The sequence below is a fragment of the Streptomyces sp. NBC_00178 genome (assembly GCF_036206005.1).
Lineage (GTDB): Bacteria > Actinomycetota > Actinomycetes > Streptomycetales > Streptomycetaceae > Streptomyces.
Genome location: NZ_CP108143.1, coordinates 603,535 through 630,503 on the forward strand (window position 1 = coordinate 603,535; position 26,969 = coordinate 630,503).

The 26,969-nt window shown below is 73.4% G+C and carries 22 protein-coding genes; 3 read left to right on the plus strand and 19 right to left on the minus strand.

Annotated elements, in window-relative coordinates; all coding sequences use genetic code 11:
* Nucleotides 1-78: 78 nt before the first annotated feature.
* Nucleotides 79-3,567 (minus strand): phosphodiester glycosidase family protein, encoded by a 3,489-nt coding sequence (locus tag OHT61_RS02520; protein ID WP_329034646.1) that lies wholly within the window; start codon nt 3,565-3,567, stop codon nt 79-81.
* 187 nt (nt 3,568-3,754) lie between these two features.
* Between OHT61_RS02520 and OHT61_RS02525 the strand changes: the two genes are divergently transcribed.
* The gene (locus tag OHT61_RS02525; RefSeq protein WP_329034647.1) at nt 3,755-4,261 is read left to right on the plus strand and encodes an NUDIX domain-containing protein; all 507 of its coding nucleotides are present in this window, start codon (nt 3,755-3,757) and stop codon (nt 4,259-4,261) included.
* 4 nt (nt 4,262-4,265) lie between these two features.
* On the opposite strand, the gene abc-f is transcribed toward OHT61_RS02525, so the two are convergent.
* The 4 genes from abc-f to OHT61_RS02545 all read right to left on the minus strand — a co-directional run bounded on the left by abc-f (nt 4,266) and on the right by OHT61_RS02545 (nt 9,827).
* Nucleotides 4,266-5,939: a ribosomal protection-like ABC-F family protein gene (abc-f, locus tag OHT61_RS02530; RefSeq protein WP_329034648.1), complete on the minus strand. Its 1,674-nt coding sequence runs from the start codon at nt 5,937-5,939 to the stop codon at nt 4,266-4,268.
* A 303-nt stretch (nt 5,940-6,242) separates the two neighbouring features.
* Nucleotides 6,243-7,523, minus strand: a complete 1,281-nt coding sequence (locus OHT61_RS02535; protein ID WP_329034649.1) for a glycoside hydrolase family 6 protein — start codon at nt 7,521-7,523, stop codon at nt 6,243-6,245.
* A 95-nt stretch (nt 7,524-7,618) separates the two neighbouring features.
* Nucleotides 7,619-8,905 (minus strand): PP2C family protein-serine/threonine phosphatase, encoded by a 1,287-nt coding sequence (locus tag OHT61_RS02540; protein ID WP_329034651.1) that lies wholly within the window; start codon nt 8,903-8,905, stop codon nt 7,619-7,621.
* Nucleotides 8,906-8,930: 25 nt separating this feature from the next.
* The gene (locus OHT61_RS02545) at nt 8,931-9,827 is read right to left on the minus strand and encodes a GNAT family N-acetyltransferase (RefSeq protein WP_329034654.1); all 897 of its coding nucleotides are present in this window, start codon (nt 9,825-9,827) and stop codon (nt 8,931-8,933) included.
* An 898-nt stretch (nt 9,828-10,725) separates the two neighbouring features.
* Here OHT61_RS02545 and OHT61_RS02550 point away from each other — a divergent pair.
* A complete protein-coding gene (locus OHT61_RS02550) occupies nt 10,726-11,985 on the plus strand; it encodes a sulfite oxidase (protein ID WP_329034655.1) in 1,260 nt (419 codons plus the stop codon).
* A gap of 66 nt (nt 11,986-12,051) precedes the next feature.
* Here OHT61_RS02550 and OHT61_RS02555 read toward each other — a convergent pair whose 3' ends face one another.
* Nucleotides 12,052-12,972, minus strand: coding sequence for an NAD(P)-dependent oxidoreductase (locus OHT61_RS02555; RefSeq protein WP_329034656.1), 921 nt, complete (start codon nt 12,970-12,972; stop codon nt 12,052-12,054).
* Nucleotides 12,969-13,667: an adenosylcobinamide amidohydrolase gene (locus OHT61_RS02560; protein WP_329043064.1), complete on the minus strand. Its 699-nt coding sequence runs from the start codon at nt 13,665-13,667 to the stop codon at nt 12,969-12,971. Before OHT61_RS02560 ends, OHT61_RS02555 begins: the two co-directional genes overlap by 4 nt.
* Before the next feature lie 343 nt (nt 13,668-14,010).
* On the opposite strand from OHT61_RS02560, the gene OHT61_RS02565 reads away from it, so the two are divergent.
* Nucleotides 14,011-14,994: a PRC and DUF2382 domain-containing protein gene (locus OHT61_RS02565; protein WP_329034658.1), complete on the plus strand. Its 984-nt coding sequence runs from the start codon at nt 14,011-14,013 to the stop codon at nt 14,992-14,994.
* Nucleotides 14,995-15,184: 190 nt separating this feature from the next.
* Here the strand turns inward: OHT61_RS02565 and OHT61_RS02570 are convergent, their stop codons facing one another.
* From OHT61_RS02570 to OHT61_RS02625, 12 genes are all read right to left on the minus strand, one after another.
* Entirely contained in the window at nt 15,185-15,352 is a 168-nt protein-coding gene (locus tag OHT61_RS02570; RefSeq protein ID WP_329034660.1) for a hypothetical protein, read from the minus strand.
* A complete protein-coding gene (locus OHT61_RS02575) occupies nt 15,349-17,193 on the minus strand; it encodes an acyl-CoA dehydrogenase family protein (protein WP_329034662.1) in 1,845 nt (614 codons plus the stop codon). Before OHT61_RS02575 ends, OHT61_RS02570 begins: the two co-directional genes overlap by 4 nt.
* Before the next feature lie 38 nt (nt 17,194-17,231).
* Entirely contained in the window at nt 17,232-18,179 is a 948-nt protein-coding gene (locus OHT61_RS02580; RefSeq protein ID WP_329034664.1) for a carbohydrate kinase family protein, read from the minus strand.
* A gap of 146 nt (nt 18,180-18,325) precedes the next feature.
* Nucleotides 18,326-18,589 carry a type B 50S ribosomal protein L31 gene (locus OHT61_RS02585; RefSeq protein ID WP_329034666.1) on the minus strand — a complete coding sequence of 88 codons (264 nt, stop codon included), beginning with the start codon at nt 18,587-18,589 and terminating at the stop codon, nt 18,326-18,328.
* A gap of 130 nt (nt 18,590-18,719) precedes the next feature.
* A complete protein-coding gene (locus OHT61_RS02590) occupies nt 18,720-19,598 on the minus strand; it encodes an ABC transporter substrate-binding protein (RefSeq protein ID WP_329034668.1) in 879 nt (292 codons plus the stop codon).
* A 6-nt stretch (nt 19,599-19,604) separates the two neighbouring features.
* Complete coding sequence (locus OHT61_RS02595; protein ID WP_329034671.1) at nt 19,605-20,297, minus strand: GNAT family N-acetyltransferase; 693 nt, start codon at nt 20,295-20,297, stop codon at nt 19,605-19,607.
* A 51-nt stretch (nt 20,298-20,348) separates the two neighbouring features.
* The gene (locus OHT61_RS02600) at nt 20,349-21,260 is read right to left on the minus strand and encodes a YihY/virulence factor BrkB family protein (RefSeq protein WP_329034673.1); all 912 of its coding nucleotides are present in this window, start codon (nt 21,258-21,260) and stop codon (nt 20,349-20,351) included.
* Between the two features lie 128 nt (nt 21,261-21,388).
* The gene (locus OHT61_RS02605; protein ID WP_327121503.1) at nt 21,389-21,706 is read right to left on the minus strand and encodes a cupin; all 318 of its coding nucleotides are present in this window, start codon (nt 21,704-21,706) and stop codon (nt 21,389-21,391) included.
* Between the two features lie 32 nt (nt 21,707-21,738).
* Complete coding sequence (locus OHT61_RS02610; RefSeq protein ID WP_329034676.1) at nt 21,739-23,373, minus strand: glycoside hydrolase family 13 protein; 1,635 nt, start codon at nt 23,371-23,373, stop codon at nt 21,739-21,741.
* A 111-nt stretch (nt 23,374-23,484) separates the two neighbouring features.
* Complete coding sequence (locus OHT61_RS02615) at nt 23,485-24,369, minus strand: carbohydrate ABC transporter permease (protein WP_329043065.1); 885 nt, start codon at nt 24,367-24,369, stop codon at nt 23,485-23,487.
* 75 nt (nt 24,370-24,444) lie between these two features.
* Complete coding sequence (locus tag OHT61_RS02620) at nt 24,445-25,407, minus strand: carbohydrate ABC transporter permease (RefSeq protein ID WP_329034677.1); 963 nt, start codon at nt 25,405-25,407, stop codon at nt 24,445-24,447.
* An 88-nt stretch (nt 25,408-25,495) separates the two neighbouring features.
* Complete coding sequence (locus OHT61_RS02625; protein ID WP_329034678.1) at nt 25,496-26,908, minus strand: extracellular solute-binding protein; 1,413 nt, start codon at nt 26,906-26,908, stop codon at nt 25,496-25,498.
* Between the last annotated feature and the right edge of the window lie 61 nt (nt 26,909-26,969).

Genomic DNA, 26,969 nt, shown 5'->3' on the forward strand with positions numbered 1-26,969 from the left:
TCCCCGCCGCTCCCCAGGGGGCGGCGGGGAACAGGAGCTTTCCGGTCCCGCGCGGTGGGTGCGCGAGGGGGTGACGCGTCAGGCCGCGGGCGCCACCGCCCCGGCCGTGACGGTGACCCGGATCTGCCGCGAGGTGCCGTTGACGGTCACGCCGAGGGTGACCGAGCCGGGCCGGAGTGCGGTGAGCGTGCCCGTCCGCGGGTCCAGTGCCGCGACGTGACGCCGTCCGGCGGTTCCGGCTCCGCCGATGTGGACGTCGGGCGAACCGGTCCAGTCGACGCTGAGGGGGAAGGCCGCCGGCACGGTGCGCGCGCCCTGGGTGACGCTCGCGGTGACCTGCGCGCGCTCCCCCGCCACGAGCTCCGCGGGCGCGTCGAGGGACAACGCGTCGACGTGGGCGCGTGTCTGCACGGACACCCAGTCGGGCCCGCCGCGCCAGGGCTGTTCGCGGGCCCGGCGCTGTTCGCCGGCCGGGACCCGGTCGGCTCCGATCAGGGACCACCCGGTGAAGCCGCCCTCGTCCGCGGGCCCGGCGGGCGCCTTGCCCGAGTTGCCGTTGACCAGGTACGGAACCCCGTCGACGCGCGAGGCGTGGAACACCCCGACGTGGCTGCCGATCATCGCCGCGCCCTTGCCGGTCGTACGCCGGAAGTCGGCGAGCCACTGTTCGACCAGGGCGGCCTCCTTGCGGTCGGTGAGCCGGCTGCCCTGCTGGGGCGTCGGGTCGCGCGGCGGCACGTGCTCGATCAGCATCACGGAGCCGACGGAGCGGTCCTCGGCCGCCGCGTCCAGCTGGGCCCGGAGCTCCTTGATCTGGGCGAGACCACCGCCGCGCAGTCCGAGGCTGGAGGTGTCGAGGGTGATCACCCGGGTGCCCTCGTGGTCGAAGGTCCGGCCGGCCGGGCCGAACACGGCCGTGAAGTCGTCGATCGTGCCGCCCATCACCTCGTGGTTGCCCGGCACGTAGTACCAGGGCAGCGCGTCGCCGAGTTCCTCCTCCAATACCCGCCGTGCGAAGGCGAGATCGGCGGGTGACCCCTCGTCGACGAGGTCCCCGTTGACCACCAGGAAGTCCGGCCGGGCGGCCCTGATCTCCCGGAGGGTGCGCCGGGCCTGCCGGACGATCGCGCTGTCGGGGTCCCGGGCGACGAACTGCGCGTCGGACATGACCGCGAAGCGCCAGTCCCGGCGTCCGGTCACCGCAGCCGTGTCGATCAACGGGTCGGCGGACACGGCCTGTTCGGGAACCTCGACCGTCGGTGGCACCTGCGCGGTCAGGTCGTCGACGACGATCTCGCCCGTGTACTGCCGTGCGGCTGCGGTCTCGGCGAGGTAGAACCGGTGGACCGACAGCGGCATCGCCACGCCCGGCGGTACGGCGAAGGTGACCTGCCGCCAGCCGGTCCAGGTGATGTACGGCCCCCGGAGCAGTTGGTCCGACCCCGCGGCGTCCTTCAGGTGCAGCGTGGGCCAGGCGCCGTTCCCGTCCCCATTGATCCAGAGCGTGTACGACTGGGGCTGCCCCGGTACGGGGACGGGTTGCGGCGGCGCCGCGTAGGCCGCGCGGGTCGCCGTCGACCGGGTGAAGTCGTAGGTGAGGCGCAGGCCCGTGCCCGTGTGCCCCTCGGGTGTGGCGGCGAGCGCGCCGTCCGCGCGTGCCTGGCTGAACTTCCAGGTCCCGGCGTCGTCGAAGGCCGAGACGGCCTGTTCGGTGAGGCCGACGCTCACGGCGATCGTGGCGTGCGCGCCGCCCACGGTGGCCTTGACCAGCCCCGCTCCGGCTCCGGGGCGCGACCTCACGGTGAAGGATCCGCGTCCGTCGTCGGCGATCTCGAACAGCGCGCGGTCGTAGTCGAGGGTGACGTCGGCCGGCTCCACGGGGGCGCTCGCCCCGTGGGCGTCGAATCCGACGACGCCGAACCGGCCGGTGGCCCGCGCGTCCGCGAGCCCGACCCGTGCCGTGGTCGGTGTCACGCGGGTCAGGCGGTCGAGGACCGTGAGGCTCGTCCCGCCGTGGGCTCCCGCCCGTTCGGCCCGTACGCCGGTGCTTCCGCTGCGCCGGGCGGTGAAGGTGCCCTGCCGGTCGACGCTTCCGACGGACGGGTCCACGACCCTCCAGTGCGGGGTGCCGGCGGCCGGGCCGTACGTCTCGTCGTATCCGGCGGCGGTCAGCCGCCTCGTCAGGCCCGGGAAGACCCGCTCGGGGTGCCCTCCGGCGACGGGGTCGTCCCCGGGAGCGACCCCGGCCGGCGTGCGGGTCTCCAGCCAGAAGCCGTGGAGCCTGCCGCTGCCGTGGGGGGCCGTGAGCGCGAGGCCGTTGGGGACGGTGCGCTCGCTGCCGTCGGAGGGGCTGTTCTCGACCTGGAGTGCGTCGCTGCCCGGTTCCCGGGCGACGAGGGTGGAGGAGCCGCCGCCGTCGAGGTTCAGCGCGCTGTGGGATCCGGCGCGGCGCATCATCTCGCCGAGTTCGGTGAGGGTGACGCCGCCGCTGTCGGCCTGGCGGCCGTCGACGGTGAGGACCTGCATGGTCCGGCCGTCCTTGGAGAAGCCGACGGCCGTCCGGGGCGCCGCGGTGTTGTTGCCCTCACCGTCGTGGTTCTGGGAGACCCCGTCGGCGACGAGCAGTTCCCTGCCGCCGACCGCCGTGCGCGGGACCGGGCCGTCGTCGGTCCGGGCACGGTACTCGATGCCCACCGGGTCACCCGGCTCCAGGGCCGAGAGCAGGTCCGCCCCGGCCTCGCGGCCGACGAGCACGACGGTGTCCTCGGGCACGGACCCCGAGCCGGGGGTGCTGGACACGGAGGCGACCTTGCCGTCGCGTACGGCGACTTCGGTGACGGGCCGCGCGTCGTCGACCGTCAGGGCCCGGTGGGCGGCGCCCCAGGCCGAGGTGTAGGCACCCACCCCCTGGGCGGGGACGTTCGCCGCGTTGTAGGCGGCGAGCGGGTGGGTGCCCGACGGCAGGGTGAGGGTGCCCTCGAAGTACAGCTCGAGGACGCGGCCGGCGTTCTCCGGCCCGATGCCGACCGCCCGGTTGGTCCCCGGTGCCGGCGAATGGACCGTCAGGCCGTCCTTGATCCCCGGGCCCTGGGGTGCCCCCGTCTGGTTGATGTCGAAGAAGTCGGCGTTGACCGCCGCGACGGTACGGCGCCCCCGCCCCGGATCGTGCCCGGCCGCGAGCTCGGAGACCGTCCGCCGGTCGGCGACCCTGCCGGTGGACAGGTAGTCGGCCCGCACGCCGCCGTCCAGGTCGACCGAGAGGGAGTCGACCCTCAGCCACTTGTCGGACTCCAGGCGGTCGTACGAGTCCAGCCGGACTCCAGGGGCGATGGGCCGGGAGGCGCGGGCCGTCTCGATCCCGTCGCGGTCGACGACGGCTCCCGGCCTGCCGGACGGACCACTGGCGGGCGGTGGCGCGACGGGCCGGAGGATTTCGGCGGCGGTGTACGGGCGGGGGTCGGGACCGGGGTCGGCGGCCGCCGGTGCGACGGCTCCCCACGCCGTCGCCGACACGGTCGCCAGCAGCACGAGGGGCCGCAGGGCGCCGCGGAGTGTGGCAAGGCCCACAAATCCTCCTGATACGGAACGGATTGCGCACAGAAAGCGCTGTCGGCCGACAGCATGGCCGGACGCGTCGGCCCGCACCAGAGGACAACAGGGACATCAGGAGGAACGGCGTGCGCCGAAGGGGTGATGCCACGGCGGCGGGGTGTCCGGGTCCCCGGCAGAGGTGGCACGCGGGCAGACTGACGCCATGACGACAGTCAGGCGCAGTGCCGGGGTCCTGCTCTTCCGGGTCGTGACCGGCGAGGACGGCGGCCGGGACGCCGAGGTGCTGATCGGCCACATGGGCGGCCCCTTCTGGGCGCACCGTGAGAGCGGCGCGTGGTCCGTCCCCAAGGGTGAGCCCGAACCCGGCGAGGAACTGCGGGCCGCGGCTCGCCGGGAGTTCGAGGAGGAGCTGGGACTTCCGCTCCCGGACGGGGCGTGGGTGGCGCTGGGCGAGAACCTCCAGGCCGGCGGCAAGAGGGTGCACGTGTGGGCCGTGGAGGCGTGGCTCGACCCGGCCCGGGCCGTGCCGGGGACCTTCACCATGGAATGGCCCAAGGGCTCCGGTGTGCGGCAGGAGTTCCCGGAGATGGACCGGTTCGCCTGGTGCACACCGGAGGAGGCCTCGGAGCGCCTGGTCGCGGGGCAGCGGGTCTTCGTCGAACGTCTGCGTGACCACGTCCGGGAGGGGCGGGCGCCCGCGGAGGCGTAGCCGGTCAGCGGGCGCCGGACCGCGCCGCGCCCGGAACGACGCGGCCCGCGCGGAGTTCGAGGTGGTCGCCCGCGAATCGGCCCCGGAAGCTGCGGTCGTGCGAGACGACGACGACCGCTCCCGTGTACCGCTCGAGCGCGGTCTCGAGCTCCTCCGCCAGGTCGGGCGCGAGGTGGTTCGTCGGCTCGTCCAGGACCAGGAGATCCGCCGGGCGGACGGCCAGCCGGGCCAGGGCCAGCCTGCGCTGCTGTCCGACGGAGAGGTCCGCGACCGGGACCGGCAGGTCCTCCGGGCGGAACAGGCCGAGGTCCAGGAGTTCGCCGGCGTACTCGTCCGGGACCCCCGGCCGTCCCGCGGCGAAGGTGGCGAGCAGCGTACGGCGCGTGGGACGCGCGGGGAGTTCCTGCGGGAGGTAGCCGGTCCTGCCCCGGCGCCGGACCGTCCCGGCGTCGGGTACGAGGTCGCCGGCCAGGAGGCGCAGGAGCGTCGTCTTGCCCGCACCGTTCGGCCCGGTGACCAGCAGGCGCTGCCCTCGCCCCAGGCGCAGTGAGGGCAGGTCCAGCCGGCCGGTCACGACGACCGACTCCAGCTCCGCCACGAGGCCGTGGCCCGGGTCCGGGGCGGCCGCCGGGGCCGTGCCCGCGGTGGCGAGGTCCGCGGTGAAGCTCAGCGGACGGGGAGGCGCGGGTACCGGGGAGCGGCGCAGCGTTTCCAGCCGGGTCCTGGCGGCCCTGACCCGCCCCGAGAGCTTGGCCTCGTGGGACCTGCGGTGCTTGCCGAAACCCTCGCCGGGGTCCTTGCCGCTGCCGGTGAGGCGCTGCCCGGCGGCGTCCACCAGCGCCTCGGTGCGGACGAGTTCGTCGAGCCACTCCTGGTGCTCCTGGGCCCAGCGGCGCCGGGCGGCGGCCTTCGCCGTCCGGTAGCCGTCCCAGCCGTCGCCGTACCGCCGTACGGTGCGCAGCTCGCGGTCGACCTCAAGGATCACGGTGGTGGTCCGCTCCAGGAACGCGCGGTCGTGGGTGACGGCGACGACGGTCCCGGTGTGTGCGCGGAGGTGTTCCTCGAGCCAGCCGACGGCGGCGGCGTCGAGGTGGTTGGTGGGTTCGTCGAGCAGGAGGAGTTCGGGCGCCGCGGCGAGTACGCAGGCCAGGGCGAGCCGGGCCTGTTCGCCACCGGACAGCGTGCCCAGCTCCCGGTCCCGCGTGAGGGCGCCGAGGCCGAGCCCGTGCAGGGCCGCGTCGGTCCTGGCGTCCGCCTGGTAACCGCCGCGCTCCTCGTACCGGTTCAGCAGGTCTCCGTACTCGGTGAGGCGCGACTCGTCCGGATCGCCGTCGGACATGGCCTTCTCCGCCGCGGAGATCAGCGCTTCCAGCGTCCGGAGTTCGGCGAGCGCCGCGTCCACGGCGTCCTGCACCGTCCGCCGGGGACCGAGGGCGAGGGTCTGGGTGAGGTGGCCGGTGCCGCCGGGGAAACGGACGGTGATGTCACCGGTGTCCGGGGCCTCCGCTCCGGCGAGGAGCCGCAGCAGTGTGGACTTGCCGGACCCGTTCTCGCCGATGACACCGGCCTTCTCCCCCGGCCGGATCGTGAAGGACACCTGGTCGAGGACGCGCCGGTCGCCGTACGCCTTGAAGACGTCGTGCACGGCCAGCTGGGCATGACGGGGCTGCGGATGCATGGGTGCTTTCCCTGAAGTGACGTGTTCCGGCGCACGCAGGGCCGTCGGGGGCGGTGCGCGCCGCCGGACCGGACTGCCGGACGGCGGGGAGGAACGCGGCCGGCTGCGCACCCCGCGCGGAGCACGCGGCGTCGCCCGGCGGCGTCCCGGCCGGAATCAGAGGAAGAAGTAGTGCCTGCCCATGGCGTCCACCGTAACCGTGCGGGGCGGGCCGGGCGAAGGGTTTACGCCCGGGGGTTCTCCCGGGCGCCGTGCGCTCCTCGAAGACGCACGGGCGCGCCCGGCGGCGTGGGGGGAGCCACGTCACCGGGCGCGCCGCGCTCGGGACGGCGGGAAGGGCGGCGGCCGGCGGTGTGTCCGCGGTCGCCGCCCGGAGCCGTCAGCGCAGGGGGGCTGGGCGAACCTGACCAGTTCCAGGGCCTGTTCGGGGAACCAGGCACCCGCCGCCGGGTCGGTCGTCCGGCGCTCCGGGTCCTGCGGGCCCTGCGTACCGCGCAGGCAGAGGCCGTCGGACTCTCCGGGGATCTTGATCCACAGCCGGGCGTCGTGGAGCGGGTCGCCGGTGCGGGTGGTGGGACGCGCACCCAGACCACGGCCGGGCGGGTTGCACCATTCCTGCGGATCGGTGTACTTGCCGGCGGGCGCCGTCCAGGGGCCCCGGCCGTTTCGGCTGCTGTCCGTGACGAAGTGCTTCATGCGGGCGGGGTCGGCGTCGACGTGGGCGTCCAGCCAGGCCCGGGCGTCCGCTCGGGGCCACCACTGGTCGGGGCAGTCCGCGCCGGCACCCCCCTTGTCCACGTATGCGAGACAGGACGAGATGAGAGTTCCGTACCAGGAGCCGGCCTCCTCGGTCCGGTAGTTGGAGGCGTTGGTGAAGAAGCCCGTGGCCCGCTCCACGCCGCCCTTCAGGAGGCGGGGCACGATGCTGTTCACCGAGTGCCAGCCCTGGTGACCGGTGTCGAGGTAGACCTTCGTGCGGGCGAGCGGTTCGAGGGTGTCGACGGCGTGATTCACCTCGGTGTAGCGGGCCGCGGTCTTCGTGCCCTCGGCGTCGTCCTGGCCGCAGTCGGCGGGAAGCAGGGCGAGGGAGTCCGGTTCCAGGACGACCAGCGCCTCGTGGCCGCCGATCCCCCGGGCGACCGCGTCGATCCACTCCCGGTACTCGGCGGTCGTGGACGCACCGCCGGCCGAGTAGTTGGCGCAGTCCCGCCCGGGAATGTCGTAGAGCGCGAAGACCGGCACGGAGCGCTGTCCGGCCGCCTCGCGCACCACGCGCCTCGCCTCTTTCTCGACGACGCCGGGGCTCTGGTCGCCGAACCAGACGGCGTGCGGCGTGCGGGCCATGGACACGATCCCGGCCGCGTCCCGGAGCCGGCCGTCCCGCACGAGGCCCAGGGCCTGGGTGTACGCGCCGGGGTTGGCCTCCGGCGTGTAGAAACGGGTGTCGCGGGCTTCCGTGCGGGTCGCGTCGCCGTCGGCGGGCCGGGCGTTCGCGTGGCCGGCGGCGGCCGGCCGGCCGGCGAGCAGCAGAGCCGCGGCACAGGCGAGCGGCAGGGCTCTTAACAGGGTGGCTCGGGTGCGCATGGGTGTCCATCCTCGGTCGCGACGAACGTGCGGGAGCGCTCCCATTCGCGGGTGCGGGAGCGCTCCCATGAGGGTTCCGGCAGACCGCGCCCGCGTCAAGGGTGGCGCGGGCCCGGCTCAGGATCGGCGGGTCGCGCGCCGCCCTGGGCCGCCCGCAGGGGGCGATCGTCAGGTCGCGGGCTGCCGGGCCCGGCCGCCGGGCGCTCCTGCCTCCCGGGAGGCGCGGGCGGGTCGCCGCCGCCCGGTGGTCTGCTCATGACGAGCACGGCGACGTCGTCGCGGCGCACACCGCCGGAGAACTCCTGGAGGTCGGCCCGGAGCGCGTCGAGGAGTTCGGCGGGCTCGCGCCCGGCCCACTCGCCGAGCCGTTCGTCGAACGGGTAGAAGGCGCCGGTGGCGTCCCTCGCCTCCGTCACGCCGTCGGTGAGTACGAGCAGGGTCGCGCCCGGTGGGAACGCGACCCACTCGGCCGTCCGTTCCTCGCTGCTGAGTTCCGCCATGCCGAGGGGTACCGACGTCCGGTCCAGAGGGACGACGGAGGCCGTCCCGTCGCGCAGGAGCCGCGGCAGCATGTGGCCGCAGTTGACGACCCGCACCTTGTCGCCGCCGTCGAAGCCGAGCAGCAGCGCGGTGACGAAGCGTTCCGTCTCGCCGGTCTCGGCGGAGTAGGCGTTGTGCCGCACGACGGCGTCCTCGACCGCGTCCGCGACCGCGGTGAGCTCCGGCTCCCGGACGGCTGCTTCCCGGAAGGCGCCGAGGGCGGCGAATCCCGCGCCGATCGCCGGGAGGCCCTTGCCCTGCACATCACCGATGATCACCCGGGTTCCGTGCGAGGAGTGCACCACCTCGTAGATGTCGCCGCCGACGAACCGGTCCTCCTCGATCGGCTCGTAGAGCCCGTGGACACAGACCTGCGCCGTCGTGACCGGGAGGGGGCGCAGGATCTGGCGCTGGAGTGCGACGGTGGCCGAGCGCAGGCGTGCCATCTCGGTGGCGTGCCGGATGCGGGCGGCGCACGCGACGACTCCGAGACCGCTGGCCAGGGCGGTGAAGCCGATGAGGAACAGCACGTCCCAGAAGGCGCCGGCCATCGTGATGCGGGACCCGACGACCACCAGCGTGACCCAGACCGCGACGAAGCTCGTCTGCCGGACCGAACAGAACACGGAGGCCAGTGCCGGCAGTACCACGAGCAGCGGGATGAGCGGCAGTTCTTGCCCCGTGAAGGCGTCGATGCTCACGACGGCGGCGGTCAGCAGGACGAGCCACAGTCCGAGCGCCGGGTTCCCGATCCGGGAGGCACCTGCCGTCCTTTCGTCCGGATCGGTCCCCGGCAGTGGTGGCGTGCGCGCCGCCGACGGGCGCCGGAGCCCTCTGACCACGGCACGCCTCCCGCCTGTTCGTCGGCTATCGGCCCACTTGTTCCAAGTTACCCGCCCTCCGGTCAGGGGTCCTGACGTCGCCGGGCACGGGGACGCCGGCCGGCACGATCGCGGAGAGGAACGACGTCGTACGGCGCAGGGTGAAGCCGAGGTTCTCGTACAGGCGGATGGCCGAGGTGTTCGACGCGGCCGCGTGCAGGAAGGGCGTCTCGCCGCGTTCGCGGATGCCGTGGGCGACGGCCCGGACCAGCCGGCCGGCGAGCCCCTGGCCGCGCACCGACTCGTCGGTGCAGACGGCACTGATCTCCGTCCAGCCGGAGGGGTGCAGCCGCTCCCCCGCCATCGCGACCAGGACTCCGGCACGGCGGATGCCGAGGTAGGTGCCGAGTTCCACGGTGCGGGGGAGGAAGGGGCCGGGGCGGGTGCGGGCGACCAGGTCGAGCATCTCGGGTACGTCGGCGGGGCCGAGGGGCGACGCCTCTCGATCGGGTTCGGCGGCCACGGAGTCGTCCACCATCTGCACCCCCGTGGCATGGAACACGATCTCCCAGTCGGTCGGCGGCGGCTCGCGGAAGGCGGTGAGGGTGAGGTGGGCACCGGCCCCCGCGAGGGCGGCCACATCGGCCCAGTCCTGGGGCCCCGGGTCGTCCGGCAGGGCGAGCCAGGGCGTGACGTCGGGGTGGTAGCGCAGGACGCGCCCGCGCCGTTCGGCGAAGCGGGCATGGGGCCCGGTCAGCGAGGAGCGGGCCGGGTTGTCCAGGGGGTGTCCCGGGGACCCCGCTCCCGGGGACCCCGCTCCCGGGGCATCGGCGGGGCGCGCGCCCGGCGACGGCTCCGCCGGCGACGCTGCGGCCCCGGCGGGGTCCGCCTCGGCGGGCGGGCTCGCGGACGGGATGGCGGGTGGGCGGGTGGCCTCGGGCATGGCTTTCTCACTCCGGTCGGTATCGGCAGCCGGCGACATCTGGAGAAAAGCCGATTCACCCTGCACCTGTTCCCTGGCCGCCGGACTGTTCACGTGAGCGCAACGAACGCGCTCTCCCTCACGTCCACGCCGGGGCCGGCCGTGGGACCGTCGGGGCCGGGAAGGTGGAGTAGGGGGCGGATACGTGGAGGGTTCGGTCATTCGTGTACCGCGGAGGCCGATCCGTCCCCAACGGCCCTCTCGCTGTGGCACCCTGGGTACGGCCGCCCCACCGGGCTCCCCCGTACCGGTGGGGCGGTTCCTCGTGTTCCGGTGCAAGCGTGCTTCCGGCGCCACTCCCCTCGCGGCCCGGCCGTGCCGCGTCCCCGCGGAGGCAACCGTGATGTGTCCGGGCCGCACCGTGGCGGAAGCCGCCTCCCGGACGCACGTGTCCAGGCCGCACGTGCACGCCTCGCGGACGCCCGTGCACGTCTCCCGTTCCGCGCGTCCCGTCTGCCGGCGCCACACGGTCGGCACGCCGCGCGGCGCCGGGACCGGCCCGTGCACCCTCATGGCGCCCCAGCCTCAAGGCCCGCCGCGCGAGCGTCTGTTGCGGCCGCGTTGCAGGCTCATGGCCAGGTGCACGACCCGCTTCCAGCCCGGCTCCGTACCCCCTACGGTCCGTGACAGTACGCCGCCGACGCGTCGCCACCGCGCCCGCGCGAACACGGTCGAGGCCGGGCACGTGCAGTCACGCGCGCGGGAGCGCCCCGGCCGCTCCACCCGCCCCCGCGCGGCCCCGCCCCGACAGCTCCACCGCGCACAGCTCCACCACCGCACCGCTTCAACCCCGCACCGCTTCAACCCCGCACCACTTCCACCCCGCCCGCAGATGCCCCGCCTCTCCCCTGGAGCGCCCATGAGTTCCCCGTCGCCCTCCGAAGCCGCGTACGACCGGATGCGGCTTCGGCAGTGGTCCCGAGGCCGCGCGAGAAGCGCCGGTGTCGATCGCCGCGATCTGCTGCGCCTGATCACAGCCGCCTCGCTCGCCGCGCCGCTGCTGCCCGCCGGCGCCCCGGCCGCCCGCGCGGCGGTCGCTCCGGCGGGGATCGTGAAGCCCCTGCCGCCGGAGGTGTTCACCGTGCGCGGCACCAACGCCGAGACGAACTTCGCGGCGCTGCGCGGCACCGGGCTGCTCACTCCTGCCGACCGCTTCTTCGTCCGCAACCACACGGCGACCCCGCTCATCGACGCTGCGGACTGGCGGCTCACGGTGTGGGGCGACGGGCTGGAGGGCGGCCCCGTGGACTTCACGTACGAGGCACTGCGGGCCCTGCCGTCGGTCAGCCGCACGGCGTTCGTCGAGTGCGCGGGCAACGGCCGGAGCTTCTTCACCTCTCAGCAGGGACAGCAGGTCAGCGGTACGGCGTGGACCCTGGGCGCGATCGGGACGGCACGCTGGCACGGGGTGCGGCTCGCCGAGGTGCTGCGCGCGGCGGGCATCGGGAGGCGCGCCGTGGACGTGCTGCCGCGCGGCCTGGACGCGGAGGTCGTGAGTGACGGCACGAACCTCGGCCGGGTCCGTCGCCCGCTGCCGGTGGCGAAGGCGCTGGACGACGTGATCCTGGCGTACGAGATGAACGGCGAACCGCTGCCGCGCGATCACGGTGCCCCGGTCCGCCTGATCGTGCCGTCCTGGGTGGGCATCGCCAACATCAAGTGGGTGGGCGACATCGAGGTGAGCGCGGAACCGCTGCTGACTCCCTGGAACACCGGCCTGTACCGGCTGTTCGGCCCCGGCCACCCGCCGGAGGGCAGCGCGCCCCTCACCCGGCAGACGCTCAAGAGCGCCTTCGAGCTCGCCCCCGGCGCCTCGTTCGCCGCCCGTCGCAGGCACCTCCTCACCGGCAGGTCCTGGTCGGGCGGTGCTCCGGTGCGCCGTGTCGAGGTGAGCACGGACGGCGGCGCCGTGTGGCGCCGGGCCCGGCTGCGCGACGAGCCGCGTGCGGGGAGCTGGGTGCGCTGGACCGCCGACTGGGTCCCGCGGACGACGGGGCCCGGGGTGCTCCTCGCCCGCGCGACGGACCGGTCGGGCCGCACCCAGCCCGTGACGGCCGCCCACAACACCCAGGGCTATCTCTTCGACGCGGTGGTGAGGCACCCCGTGACCGTCGTCTGACCAGCCGCCCCGGCGCAGCGATGACTGCGCGTCAGGAACGCTGCGGCGGGGCGCTGTTCGGCTTCGTCACGAAGAACCCTCGTCGTCGCGCCCTTCGGCGCGGCCCGCGAAGTACGTGGCGATCATGTCCTGCCCGCCGTGCCCGGCCGCCTCCGCCCTCGTGAACCGCTCGGCGGAGGCGGCGACCAGGTCCAGCCTCACTCCCGACGCCTCGGCGGCATCGAGGATCAGCCGGGAGTCCTTGAGCGCCGTGGAGAGGGCGAAGCTCGGGCTGAGGTCGCCGGAGAGCACGGCCGCCGACTTGCCCTGCAGGTAGGGCGTGTCCAGCGGACCGCCCTTCATCGCGTCCAGGAACAGCCGCGGGTCGAGGCCCAGACCCTCGGCGAGGTTGAGGCATTCGGCCACGCTGTTGACCATGTTGATCACCCAGGTGTTGGCCACGAGCTTGAGCCGGGTGGCGTCTCCGGGCTCCTCCCCGACCCACACGGTGCGCCTGCCGATCGCGTCCAGCACGGGCTGCGCCGTCGCGCGGGCTTCGGCCGGGCCTGCGACGAAGACCGTGAGGGCGCCCTGTTCCGCCGGCTCCTTCGTGCCCGACACGGGGGCGTCGAGATAGACCAGGCCCAGCTCCCCGGCGCGGTGCACGAGGTCCGTCGTGGCGTCGAGTCCGACGGTGGAACACTGCAGCCAGGTCTGTCCGGGACGCAGGCCGGGCGTCGCCGCGGTGAGCGTGTCCGCGACGGCCGGGCCGTCGTTCAGCACGGTGAGGACGACGTCCGCCCCGCTCACCGCCTCCGCGGCGGTGTCCGTCACGGTGGCACCGTGGGAGGCCAGTGGCTCCGCCCTGGCGCGCGTGCGGTTCCATGCCCGGACGTCCAGCCCGGCCCTGAGCAGGCTCACGGCCATGCCCGAGCCCATGATCCCGGTGCCGAGGACGGCGACCGTCGGCGTGCCGGGGGTGGCGTCCGTGGGGGGCGGGGTGGTCATACGAGGTTCCTCTCGTCGGTACGGGGACGGTCGGGGGCCGGTGCGTCCCGAGCATGCCGCAGCGCGCTCTCCAGCACGGCGCGGTGCACCGCTCTGGCGAGTCGCGCGCCCCAGCGCGAGCGGGGTCCGGCGAACGGTTCGCCGGGGCCGGACTCCGGTGCGGGAGCGGCCACGCACACGGCGTCCGTGGGGGTGCCGGAGCAGTCGAGTCCGGCGTCCACGAGTGCCTGGACCTTCGCCTCGGTGGCGGTGGCCACGGCGTTGACGAGGGCGGCGTCGGACAGGGCGACCGGAAGGACGACGACGATGTTCACGGTGCCGGCGGGCAGCGGCCCGTCGGTGCCCGCGGCGGGCCCGGCGGCCCATCCCCGCACCCCGAGGCCGCTGGTGACCGTCGCGGTCGCACCGCCGTCGTCCGCGACGGTGTGCGCGGTGACGTCGGCGGCGGTCATGAGACCGGCGCCGGGGCCCGTCAGCGCCTCGGCCGCCGCGATCTGTGCGAGGTGGCGGTCGGGGTCGAGCCGGGGGTAGCCGCCGGGGACCTGGGCGTTCAGGATCCAGTCGCGCGGTCCGAGGCCACCGCCGAGTACCGCACTGCTGCACACCCGCCAGCCGGGACCGAGCCGCCACACGAGGTGGTGCAGGGTGGCACCGTCCTCGTGGCGGGACAGGAGTTCGCCGCGCTGCCGGGGCAGGCCGACGCGTACGGAACCGATGGTGCACCCCCGGTGTGAAGGCCCGCCCGCACACCCCGGGCGTACGGCCTGCCGACGGCCGGCAGCGGCCCGTCGATCATACGGGCGGCCCTTCGCCCCGGAGCAGGCGTACCCGGGAGCACCCTCACCCGAATGGCGTAACGGGGGTGGCAGGCCCGTTTTCTGCCCGGAACGGGGCCACCGCCCACCCCCGATGGCCCGGGCCGCCCGCCGCCCAGGCCGGGAAGTTGCAGCGTCCAACCGGGTGAGGCGCGATGGAAGCCGGACGCGCCTCCCCTGCTGGACCCACCTTCAGGACGCGCCCGGGCGAGGAGGAATCGGCATGGGAGCCGCTGACGGTTTCACGGATTCCGGAGAGCTCGACGGTCTGACCGTCTTCGACAGTGACGGCGAGAAGGTCGGCACGGTCGGGCGGGTGTACGTCGACGACGACACCGGCAAGCCGGACTGGATCACGGTCAAGACCGGCATGTTCGGCATGAAGGAGAGCTTCGTGCCGCTCGCCGGAGCCCGTCGCGTGGGCTCCGACCTGCACATCTCGCATCCGAAGGAGCGCGTCAAGGAAGCCCCCCGGGTGGACGCCGACGCGCACCTGTCCGTCGCCGAGGAGGAAGAGCTCTACCGGCACTACGGGCTGACCAGGAAGGCCGCCGGTGCGGGCGGAGACGCGCGCACGACGTCCGGGACGGGCACCGCCGCCATGGGCGCCGCGGGCGCGGCCGGGGCAGCGGGTGCGGCCGGTACCGCCAAGGCCGGCCAGGCGAAGACCTCAGGCACCACGGCCGGCATGGGTGCCGGGCCGGGCACCGGGAAGCACCGCGACATGGACACCTCGTCGACGTCGCGCCCGCTCGCGGGAGCCGGGGCCGAGCGTTCGGCCGCTGCCGGTGGCCGGGAGGAGATGATCCGTTCCGAGGAACAGCTCCAGGTCGGCACGGAGGAGTACGAGAGCGGCAGGGCCCGCCTGCACAAGTACGTCGTCACGGAGAACGTCACCAGGACGGTCCCCGTGTCCCACGAGGAGGTCCGTCTCGTACGCGAGCCCCTGAGGCCGGGCGAGAAGACGACGGGCAGCAAGGACCTCGGCGAACAGGACGTCGAAGTCACCCTCCACGCAGAGCGAGCCACCGTCCGCAAGGAGGCGGTCCCTGTGGAGCGGGTCCGTCTCGAGACCAGCAAGGTGACCGAACAGAAGGAAGTCTCCGCCGAGATCCGCAAGGAGAAGATCGACTACGCGGACGGCAAGGACGACATGGGCAGCGGCAAGGACATGGGCGGCGAGTTCGGCCAGGGACGTCGTCGCTGACCCCCTCACCCAGCGGCGACCGGCCGCGCGGCAGCAGCGAGGGGCGGGCCCGGGAAGTTCACGGGACCGCCCCTTCGCCGTGCCCGCGCGGCCGAAGGACGTGGCTCGCCCCCGGCCCCGGGGACGGGCCGGCTCCGTGGACGGCCTTCCGGCGGACCCGTCGTCCGGCACCCCCGTCGCCGGGCACGCGTCACGGGCGAGGGCGGGGGCGAACCGATTCGCCGCGGTACACCGACGGCTTCGCGCACCGGCGCGACAGCACCGACACCGTCCCCCAGTAGGCGACCAGGACGACGCGGAGGCCGAGGGCCTCCAGGCTCTCGCCCAGCCGCACGCGTGCCGCGCGGACGGCGCTCACCGGGCATCCGCCGGACCGGTGTGCCACGGCGCGCCGGGGTCGTCATAGGCGTCGGCGTAGTCCGCTCCGGCGATCGGCCAGTCCGCGAGCAGTTCGGCGGGCAGGGCGAAGGAGTCCGCGAGCTGCGGGGCGTGCGCGGCGACGGCCGCGATCAGTTCCTCGGTGCTCTCCGCCAGGGACTCGACCTGATCGGGGCTCAGGAATCCGGCGGCCAGCAGATCGCCGCTGTTGCGGGCCACCCACTCCAGGGCGAACAGCCGCTCCAGCTCGGCCACCCGGTCCCTCGCCTCGCCGTCGGGCAGCGTACGGCGCGCGTCGGCGTACGCCTCGGCCGCCTCGCGGTACGCGTAGGCCTCCACGCCCCGCAGGGCCGGCCCCGAGGCCGCGTTCCACCGCCCGAGGGCGTCCTCGTCCGGCGCTCGCAGCGCGCGTGCCCTGGCCCGGCCGAACCAGATGTCCTCGACGGCCGCCAGCAGCCGGCCGAGGAAGAGAGGGTCGTGCAGATCACCGGGCTCCGGGGCCCCGGTGCCGTCCTCGCCGGGGGCGGCAGCGAAGAGCATGTCCGCGGCGGCCTTGGCGAACAGGGCGATGTTGTCGCCCTCCGCCGTGATGGCGCCCTCCACCCCGGTGACCAGCTCGGTCATTCCGTTGTTCTCCAGCAGGGCCTGCGCACCGCAGCGTTCGCGACTCTGCACGATGACCTCGCGGGCACGCCAGGTGATCCAGGCCTTGCTCACGTCCACGAGCCTCACGGCCTCGGTCCGGCCGGCTTCGCCCGTGCTCGCCTCCCATCGGTCGTGCGCCCTGCGGTGCAGCAGGCTCATGGCGAAGACCGTGGCCATGGCCGAGGCGAGCGGGCCGTGGTGGGTCCGGTGGGCATTGACCGGCACCGGCATGGTGCCCCGGGAGCCCGGGATGAGCCGGTGTCCGCCGTAGCGCACGGCGACCGCCAGGGTGGCGCGGGCCGAGCCCGCCGCGCAGGCGCTCAGCGCGATCCGGCCCGGGGTGACCCGTCCGATCGCGGTCAGGAAGCGCCGCCGCCGGTCCCCCGGCTCGGTCCTGAACTCCCCACGGGGGCCGTCCCCCGCGTCGTCCCCGAGCAGCGCGTCCCGGGCGACGAACAGCCGGTCGAAGGACGTCAGGCAGTGGTCGACCGGGCTGCCCATCCGGGCCGGCAGCCGCCGCACCCGCACACCTGGCAGTGCCCGGACGTCGTCGGTGAGCCGCACCAGGAAAAGGCGTACGCCGTGGTCGGCGCCGTCGGCCAGCAGGCGCGCGGCGACCAGCCCGGACTTGGCGCCGCCCGCGGGGCTGGTGTTGGGCATGAACTTCTGCGCACCCGCGTTCGGGGTGTGCAGGACGAACCCGTCGCGCGCACGGTCGTAGGTGGCCGTGGTCTCCATGGCGGAGGCGTTGTTGCCGTGCGCGACCTCGGTGCAGAGGAAGGTCCCGATACGCCGCATCGAGAGGTGGTCGGAGAGGTCGCGGCGGCCGGTGGGGTCGTGGTCGAGCAGGCTGCCGAGGAAGAGGTTGTAGTGGATGCCCGCCACGGTGGTGAGCGCGGGGTCCACGGGGCCGAGCCAGGCGTGCAGGGCCGCGAGCGCCCGGAGATCGGCGGCGAGCCGCGCGCCGTTGTCGAGCGACCGGTTGAGGATCCGCAGCCGCTCGTAGGCGACCGCCAGGCGTTCGTCGGGTGTTCCCCCGGCGGGGCGGCGGAACGGTTCTGTGCTGATCAGCCGCTGCCAGAAGCCGTGTTCGCGGCGGAAGTCCGGACCGAGGAGGACGCCGGTCAGCAGCTCGGCGGTGGACGGCGGGGCGGTGTCGGTAAGGGTCACGGTCATACCGAGTTGAACGACCGGATCACGGGGAGGACACCCTGTCATCCGGGGGCGGTCACGCTGGTCAGAGCGGTTGCCAGCTCCTCCCTGTCGGGAGGCAGCGCCCCGGCCCGGCCCACGGTCACGGCGGCCGACGCCACGGCGTGGCGCAGCACGTCACCGAGGACGGCGGGATCCGGCGTCCGGAGCCGTGCGCGCCCCCGTGCGCCCAGCAGACCGTGCGAGGCCAGGGCGTGGAGCGTGCCGGACATGAAGGCGTCGCCCGCGCCCACGGTGTCCTCGATCCGGACGGGCGGCGCGCCGACGCGCACCACGGTGTCGCGCAGGAACGCCAGCGCGCCGTCGGCGCCCATGGTGAGCAGGACGACCGACGGGCCCGAGCGCACCCAGCGGGCCGCCGCGCTCTCGGGGGCCTCATCGGGATACAGGCGCCGCAGGTCCTCGTCGCTGGCCTTGACGATGTCGCTCAGGGCGACGAAGTGCTCGGCGCGGCGCACCGCGTGGGCGTGGTCGCCCATCAGCGCCGGACGCACGTTGGGGTCGTAGCTGACGGTCGCCGTGGCCCGCAGGTCCTCCACGAGGCGCAGGACGGTGCCCGCGCCGGGTTCCAGTGCGGTGGCGACGGACCCGGTGTGCACGTGCAGCGGCAGCTCGCCGGGCCGGTCGACGTCACCCAGGGTCCAGGTGATGGCGAAGGTGTACGCGGCCCGGCCCTCGTCGTCGAGTTCGACCGTGGCCGCCGGGGTGGGCGCCCCGCTCCCGTCCGTCAGGACCCGCACCCCGGCCGACGCGAGGTGGTCCCTGATCAGCCGGCCGTCGGCGTCGGGGCCGAGCTGGGTCAGCAGTGTGGTGTCGCGGCCCAGCCGGGCCAGCCCGTACGCGACGTTCGCGGGGCTGCCGCCCGGATGGGTCCGGTCCGGCTCTCCCGGCGTCCTGACGATGTCGGCGACGCATTCGCCGATGACCAGCAGGGCGGGGCTGTCGGGCATGGGTGGCGGGTCTCCTGTGGGGGACGCGGGCTGCGGTGCCCGGCGGGAAACGGCGGTCGGGGTGCTGTGCTGACTGCCGCCGATTCTGCCCGGTGCACAGGAGCGTGCCTGACCAGGGGGTCGTCCCCGCGACCCGGGACCGGCGGTCAGGAGGAGGCTCCGCGCCCTTCCTCCCCGTACCGCTTCTCGAACTTCGCGACCTGCCCCTCGGTGTCGACCACCCGCGCCTTCCCGGTGAAGAACGGGTGGCTCTCCGCCGAGATCTCGACGTCGATGACCGGGTAGCTGTTGCCGTCGTCCCAGTCGATCGTCCGGTCGCTCGACGCGGTGGACCGGGTCAGGAAGGCGTACCCGGCGGAGCGGTCGCGGAAGACGACGGGGCGGTACGACGGGTGCTTGTCCTGCTGCATGCCTGCTCCTCGGGATACGGGGATCTCGCGTCCCAGCCTCCCGAACGGCGGGGCGCGGCGCGATCCGGGGCGTCCGTACGGAGCAGCGGCCCCGCTGCCCGGGGCGCGGGCGGCCGCCCGGATCCCGGGGTCAGCCGGCCGCCTCCAGGGCGTCGGCGACGAGTCCGAGGAACCGCGCGTGGGCACGGGCGCTGCAGAGCGGTTCCGGGTTCCACGGCACGGTCCGCACGCCCGGGGCGGCGTCCCGCCACGCGGGTTCCCCGATCTCGGCGAGGGGCACGGCGTTGGCCCTGATGTCCGCCAGGACGACGCCCGGCTCCAGGGCCGCGGCCTGGGTCCAGTCGACGGTCGCCCAGTTGACACCGGCCCCCTCGGGCGGGGACACCAGCTCCACACCGAGCTCCGCCAGCACCCGTAGCTCCGGCCACATCCGCGGGCGCGCGACATAGGCCTGCCCGGGGCCGGCGGGAGAGAGGGCCAGCACGCGGGGGCCGCCGGGGGAATGGGAGCGTGCGACGGCGCGCAGGCGCTCGCGCGCCGCTTCCAGGCCGCTCGCCGCGTCCGGGTCCGTCGAGCCGCCGAGCGAACGCGCGAGTGCGGCGAACCGCTCGCTGACGCGGTCCAGGGTGCGCGCCTGCCCGACGTCGATCACGACGACCGGAACGCTCTCCTCCAGGTGCTTGGCGGTGTCGGGTTCCAGACCGTAGAGCTGGCCGTGGCCGTAGCTGACGGCGACGACCAGGTCGGGCCGGCCGCGTAACAGCGTGTCGAGGTCCAGGTCGTCACCGGCGCCCCGGTAGTCGACGGCGTCCAGGGGAAGGCCGCCGGCCTTGGCCCGGTCCGGCCCGGCGCCGTCGTGGCCCGAGCCGAAGATCCCCTCCGGGCGGACACCGTGATCCCAGAGGGTCGCGCCCGCCTGGATGTAGGCCAGCACCCTGGACGGACGGCGGTCCGCCGCCGCCAGCCGGCCTCGGTCGTCCTCGAAGCTCCACCCGCTCTGCTCGGCCATGCCGTCTCACCCCTCCGGACGGGCGGCCTCGGCGCTCTCCGGGGCTCGCCACCCACTACTTGCCCAGCCCGCCGGTCCCACACCCTCGGTGGAGCGCCCCAGATAGGTCAGGGGCCCCGGGTCGGGGACGTCGATCACCCGGAAGCCGAGGCGGTCGTAGAAGGCCCTGGCCGGGGTGTTGGCGGTCACCATGGACAGGTGCACGGCCGGTACGCCCCCGCTGTGCAGGGCGTACAGGAAGGTGTCCATCAGCTTCCGGCCGTACCCCCTGCGCTGCCAGGCCGGCAGCAGGTCGATGTGCAGGTGGGCGGGGTGGGCGTCCAGTTCGGGGAGGACCATGCGCTCGGGGCGGTACAGGAGAGCCGTCATGGCCTCCGTGGGCGAGTGCGGCTCACCCCCGGGCTCCGGGAAGCGGTCCCTCACCCGGGGCAGCCAGATCTCGCGGAAGTCCGCGGCGAAGCGCCGGGTGTCCGCCGTGCCCAGGACGTAGCCGACGGCCCGCCCCGAGCCGTCGTCGAGGACGAAGGCCAGCTCGGGTTCGAGGTGGGCGTACGGCGCCGCGAAGAGCGCGGGCATCAGCCAGGGGTCGGGGTGGAGGTGCCGGGAGTCACCGCCGTTGTCGGCCGTGCGGACGCAGATGTCCGCCAGGGCCTCGTGGTCCGCGGGGCGGTAGGGCCGTACGTGCGCTGCCTCGGTCATGGCCGCATCCTCCACCCTTGGGAGCGCTCCCACAAGGGGCCCGCAGGCCGGTCAGGACGCCTTCCCCTCCCGCGGGCACGCCGTGCGGGCGAGCTCCACGTTGAACTGGGCGCCGGTCAGGAGGGAGAGGTTCGCGAACCAGACCCAGATCAGGAAGACGACCAGACCCGCGAGCGAACCGTAGAGCCTGCTGTAGCTCCCGACGTGGGTCGCGTAGAGGGCGAAGCCGGCCGAGGCGACCAGCCACAGGAACGCGGCGAGCACACCACCGGGCAGCCCTCGTCGCACCCCCCGGGCCGTGCGTGGGCCGGTGTTGAAGAGGACCACGATGAGGCAGGCGACCAGGCAGAGCAGCACGGGCCACTTGAGGGCGGCCCAGAGCGTCTCACCGGCCTGGGCGAGACCGATGCGGCGGCCGAGCCACCGGGCGAGGGGACCGGTGAGCACGAGGGCGAAGGCACTGGCCATCAGCAGGACGAGCAGCCCGACGGCCGAGGCCACGATGATGTGCACCTGGCGCAGCGGCGGCCTGGTGTCCTTCACGTCGTGCATGGCGTGCATCGCCCGCCGGAAGACCGCCAGGTAGCTGGACGCCGACCAGATGGCGCTGACACTGCCCGTGGCGACGAGGAGCCACACGGCGGTGCGCTCCTGGGTGGCCGCCTCCAGGGGCCGGCGCAGCGCAGCGCCCGACTCGGCCGGCGCGATCGCCGTGATGTCGGCGATCAACGCGTTGGTCGCGCCGGGGTTGGCCAGGCCGATGACGGAGACCGTGACCAGAAGCGCGGGGAGCAGGGCGAGGATCGCGTAGTAGGTGAGGGCAGCGGCCCAGTCGGAGATGTCGTCGTTCCACAAGGAGACGGGCGTCCGGCGCAGAGCGGTGCGCCACCGCCTCGTCGTCGCGGTGCGTCCGCCCGTGCGCGGGGGGCGTTCCGCGAGGGGGGTGTCGGTCCTGCTGGGCACGCGGATTCTCCGGGGGACGTAGGAGGAGCGGAGGAGCGGGAGGGCCGGGCGTCGTCACGGATGGTCCGACGACCCGGCCTCCTCCCTTTCTCTCATGCCTCGATCCCGCGGGTGTACTCCAGACCGGCTCAGACGTTGACGGCCGTGAGCAGCACCACCGCGTCCTCCAGGGCCAGCAGCCCGTGCCGCTCCTGGGGGATGGGGTGGAGCCGCCCCTCCGCCAGCTCCACGTCCCCCGACGCGGCGGTGATCCGCACGGCGCCGCGCAGCACCTGCAGCGACGCGGCGGGCGGGGCGTTGTGCTCGTCCAGGGCGGAGCCCGCGGTCAGCGCGATCACCGTCTGCCGCAGTGGCTCCTGGCGCAGCAGCAGGTGCGCGCTGCGCCCGTGCGCCGCGGCACGGGCCGCGGACAGGTGCTCGTCGGCGAGAGCGTTGAGATCGTCCATACGACCACTGTGCCGCAGCCTCCGCTCCCCCGCTATCCCTCCCCGCGCAGCCAGGCCGCGGTGTCGGGGGGCAGCGTGCCCGAGGGGTCCAGCGGGGCGCTGGTCAGCAGGACCGTGTCGTGGTCGGGGAGCGCCACGGGACCGGCCGAGAGGTTGACGACGCAGATCAGGCCGTGCGTGCGCGCGAACGCCAGGACGCCCGGCTCCGACGGCAGCCAGTTCAGCCGGCCCTCCGCGGTCTCGCCGGGGGCGGCGGCGAAACCCGGTTCGGCGCGCCTCAGCCCCAGCGCCGTGCGGTAGAGGCTGAGCATGGACGCGGGATCGGTGCTCTGCGTGTCGGCCGCGTACGAGGGCCAGGACTCCGGCTGCGGCAGCCAGGGCTCCCCCGTCGATCCGAAGCCGGCGTAGGGCTCGCCGGCGGACCACGGCAGGGGCACGCGGCAGCCGTCGCGGCCGGGGTCGACGCCGCCCGAGCGCAGGTGCATCGGGTCCTGGATCCGCTCGCGGGGGATCTCGGCCTCGGGCAGGCCGAGCTCCTCCCCCTGGTAGAGGTAGACGGCTCCTGGCAGCGCCAGTGAGAGCAGGGCGGCGGCACGCGCCCGCCGGGTGCCGAGCTCCGGGTCGGTGGGCGTGCCGAAGACCTTGGCCGCGAAGTCGAAGCCGGTGTCCTCGCGTCCGTAACGGGTGACGGTGCGGGTCACGTCGTGGTTGCACAGCACCCAGGTGGCGGGGGCGCCGACCGGGGCGTGCTCGGCGAGCGTGTCGTCGATCGAGGAGCGCAGGAGCCCGGCGTCCCACGGGCAGGAGAGGAAGGTGAAGTTGAAGGCCGTGTGCAGTTCGTCGGGGCGCAGGTAGCGGGCGAAGCGCTCGGAGTCCGGGAGCCAGACCTCGCCGACGAAGATGGCCCCGTAGGCGTCCGCGATGGTGCGCCAGGAGCGGTAGATGTCGTGGAGCTCGTCGCGGTCGATGTACGGGTGCGGGTCGACGCCCTCGGTGAAGTCGGGCAGTGCGGGGTCCTTGGCGAGCAGGGCCGCGGAGTCGATGCGCACGCCGGCCACGCCCCGCTCGAACCAGAAGCGCAGGACGTCCTCGTGCTCCTGGCGGACCGCGGGGTGCGCCCAGTTGACGTCGGGCTGCCCGGGGGCGAAGAGGTGCAGGTACCACTGGCCGTCGTCGAGCCGCGTCCAGGGTGTGCCGCCGAATTCGGAGACCCAGTCGTTGGGCGGGATCTCGCCGTGCTCGCCGCGTCCCTCACGGAAGTGGAAGAGATCGCGTTCGGGGCTGCCCGGTGCGGCGGCCAGGGCGGCGCGGAACCAGCTGTGCCGGTCGGAGACGTGGTTGGGGACGATGTCGATGATGGTGCGGATGCCCAGGTCGCGTGCCTCGGCGATGAGCTTCTCGGCCTCGGCGAGGGTGCCGAAGGCGGGGTCGATGGCGCGGTAGTCGGCCACGTCGTAGCCGCCGTCGGCCAGCGGGGAGAGGTACCAGGGGGTGAACCACAGTGCGTCCACGCCCAGTTCGACGAGGTAGGGAAGCTTCGCCCGGACGCCCGCGAGGTCGCCGGTGCCGTCTCCGTCGCCGTCGGCGAAGCTGCGTACGTAGATCTGGTAGATGGCGGCGTCGCGCCACCACGGTGCGGTGGCCTCGGTCGGACGGATGGCTGCCACGTGACGTTCCTTTCGGGCAGGAGGTACTCCGCCCCCGGCCCGGACACGGGGCGTGGATGGGTGGGCCGGAGGCGGAGTGCTGGTGGGGAGGCGGTGGTTCGGAGGGGGGCGTCAGCCCTTGAGGCCGCCCGCGGTGAGACCGCTCATGATGTTGCGCTGGAAGAGCAGGAAGATGAGCAGCGTCGGGACCGACGCGATGGTGAGCGCGGCGATGAGGACGTTGAGCGGGACGCCGTTGGACAGCGAGTAGATGCCCACGTTGAGGGTCTGCTTCGCCGGATCGGGGAGGGTGAGCATGGGCCAGAGGAAGTCCTTCCAGACCCCGACCACCGCGAAGATGGACACGACCCCGAGGATCGGGCGCGATATCGGCAGCACGATGCTGCGCAGGGTGCGCAGCGGCGAGGCGCCGTCGATGGCCGCGGCGTCGAGGAGCTCACCCGGGATCGAGTCGAAGAACCGCTTCAGCAGGAAGATGTTGAAGGCGTTGGTGACCGACGGGAGCCAGATCGCCCAGGGCGAGTTGAGCAGGTTCCGCTCGAAGATCGGCACGTCGAGGACCGTCAGGTACTGCGGGACCACGAGCACGGTCGCCGGGATCATCAGGGTGGCGAGCATCATGCCCAGGATGACCTTGCCGAAGACCGGGCGCAGTTTGGACAGCGAGTAGGCGGCGGCCACGTCGAGGACCAGCTGGAAGGCGAGCGCCCCGAAGGCGTAGTACAGGGTGTTGAAGAGCAGCTTGGACAGGTCCATCACGGTCCACGCCTGGGAGTAGTTCTCCGTGTGGACCGACGACGGGAAGACGGTCGGCGGGCTCTGGACGACCTCCTGGGTGGCCTTGAGGCCTCCGGTGACCATCCAGTAGAGCGGTCCGAGGAACGCCAGGGTGAAGGCCGTGACCACCAGGGCGAAGACGATCCAGTAGACGGCCCTGCCCCGGGGGCGGCCGAGCTGGGCCGGTGAGATCAGGGTCCGCTGGCGGCCCCGGTCCATGTCCCGGCGCCGGCCGGCGTTGCGGGCCCCGCGCCGGGAGACAAGCGTGTTCGATGCCATCGTCGTGCTCCCGTCCTAGTCTTCGCTGCTGCGGCTGAGGCGTACGTACACCGCGGAGAAGCCCGCGAGCACGATGAGCAGGACGAGTCCGAGGGCCGCCGCGCTGCCGTAGTTGTTGAAGTTGAAGGCGTACTGGTAGATGAGGTAGACGACGGTGGTGGTCGAGCCTTCCGGGCCGGCGCCGTTGGTGAGCAGGAACGGCTCGGTGAAGACCTGCATCGTCGCGATGATCTGCATGAGCAGCAGCAGGGACAGGATGAGCCGCGTCTGCGGGATGGTGACGTGCCAGACCTTGCGCAGCAGCCCGGCACCGTCGAGTTCGGCCGCCTCGTAGAGCTCGCCGGGGATCCCCTGGAGGGCGGCGAGGTAGATGAGCGTGGCCCCGCCCATGTTCATCCAGGTCGACGCGATGACGACGGAGAGCATGGACGTGTCGGGGTCCTGGAGCCATTGCAGGGCCGGCAGGTGCAGGAATTCCAGGATGCGGTTGAAGAGCCCGTAGCCCGGGTCGTAGAAGTACTTGAAGAGCAGTACGGAGGCGACCGGGGGCAGCATCACGGGCAGGTAGACGAGCAGGCGCAGATATCCCTGCGCGTGCCGGAACTCGTTGATCACTACGGCGACGACGAACGGAACCGCGAAGCCCAGGACGAGGGCCAGCGCCGTGAAGAGCAGGGTGTTGCGCCAGGCCTGCCAGAACGCCGGGTCGTTGAAGACGTAGCTCAGGTTGGACCAGCCGGCCCAGGTGGTCCTGCCGTCCTCGGTCTTCTGGAAGGCCAGGACGAATTCCCTGACCATGGGATACCAGGAGAAGAAGGAGAAGCAGAGCACCGCTCCGATCAGGAAGCCGTGTGCCGAGATGTTGCGGCGCACGGCGCGCACGAACTCCTCGCGGGTGGAGTCCGGCCCGGTGGGGCGCTGGTGGTGCCCGGGTGGCGGCGCGCTCGCCTTCCCGGTGGACAGGGTGGGGGCCGACATGGTCTCTCCTCGGTGCGGGTGCAGTCGCTCGCAGACGGACGGTCCGGATGCGGGGCCGGGCCCGCCCGGCCCGGCACCCGCACGTCCGTCACTGGTTCGCCAGAACCTGGTTCACCTGCTGCTCCGCGGTGTCGAGCAGCTTGTCGATGTCGGCGTCCTTGTTGGTCAGGACCGCGGACATCGCGTTGTCGAGGATCTTGTAGATCTCCTGGGCCTTCGGCGGCTCGGCCTTGCCCTGGACGGGGTTGTCCATGAACGCCTTGAAGTTCTGCACGGGCATCGTGGCGTTGGCGACGCGGTCGGCGTCGTCCTTCGCCTTGCTCTCACCGGTGAAGAAGTTCGGCTGCGGCAGTCCGACGGGCAGCGCGTCGGCCTTGGTGCGGGCCCACTCAAACTGGCCCTTGCCGGGGGTGAGGTTCTTGAAGTTCAGCCAGGCGACGGCGGCCTTGATCTTGTCGGGCGAACTGCCCTTCTTGATCATGTAGTTGTTGCCGCCGAACAGGGTTCCCTGGGCGCCGGGAATCGGACCGAGACCGAAGTTCTCGTACTTCGCGCCGAGTTGCTGCACCATGTAGGCGATGTCGTCGGGCGCGGCCAGGAACATGCCGAGCTTGTCGGTGGAGATCTGCTTCTGCAGGTCGCCCCACTTCAGCAGCTGCGTCCTGCCCATGCTGTCGTCCTTCCAGCGCATGTCGTGCAGCTGCTGGAGGACCTGCTTGCCCTTGTCGTCGTTGAAGGCGGCCTTCTTGCCGCTCGCGTCGACGACGTCCCCGCCCAGGCCGTACTGCGTGGCGGTGAAGTGCCAGCCTCCGTTGTTGCCGGCGCTGTACTCGCCGAATCCCGCGATGCCCTTGCCGAGGCCCGCGATCTTCTTGCTCGCGGCGCGGACGTCCTCCCAGGTGGCCGGCGGGGTGTCGGGGTTCAGGCCGGCCTGCGTGAACAGCTTCCGGTTGATCATCAGGCCCATGGTGTAGTTGCTGGTCGGCAGCGCGTACAGCTTGCCGTCCTTGCGGGCGACGTCGAGCACCTGCGGCTGGATGTCCTTCAGCGCCGGGACCGAGGTGTCGTTGACGTAGGCGGAGATGTCCTCCGCGCCGTCGTTGTCCAGCACCTGCTGCAGGTCGGTGAAGTACGCGTAGAACACGTCGGGCTGCGACTTGCCCTTGAGCATGGCCGTGAAGCGCGGCGGCTCCAGGCACTGGCCCGGCGTCGACTTCCCGTCGATCTTGACGTTCGGGTACTTCTTGTTGAACGTCTTGACGTCCTCGTTCCACTCGCGCAGCTCGGCCGCCTTCGCGGCCGGCGGCATGCAGTCGATCGACAGCGTCACCTTGGCCTTCGGGTCGAGCGGCGCTGACGGGTCGGACGAACCGCTGCCGGAGTCGTCGTTCCCGTCGCCGCTGCTGCTCGTGCCGCAGGAGGCAAGGGCGGTCAGGGCGAGGGCGGTGACGACGGCGGCCGCGGAGGCACGGCGGGTACGGCGAATCCCAGCACTTCTCATCGGTGGTCCCCTTCGGGCATGAGCACGGTAGGCCCCGGCCGACTCTCTCTGTCGGGGCGCG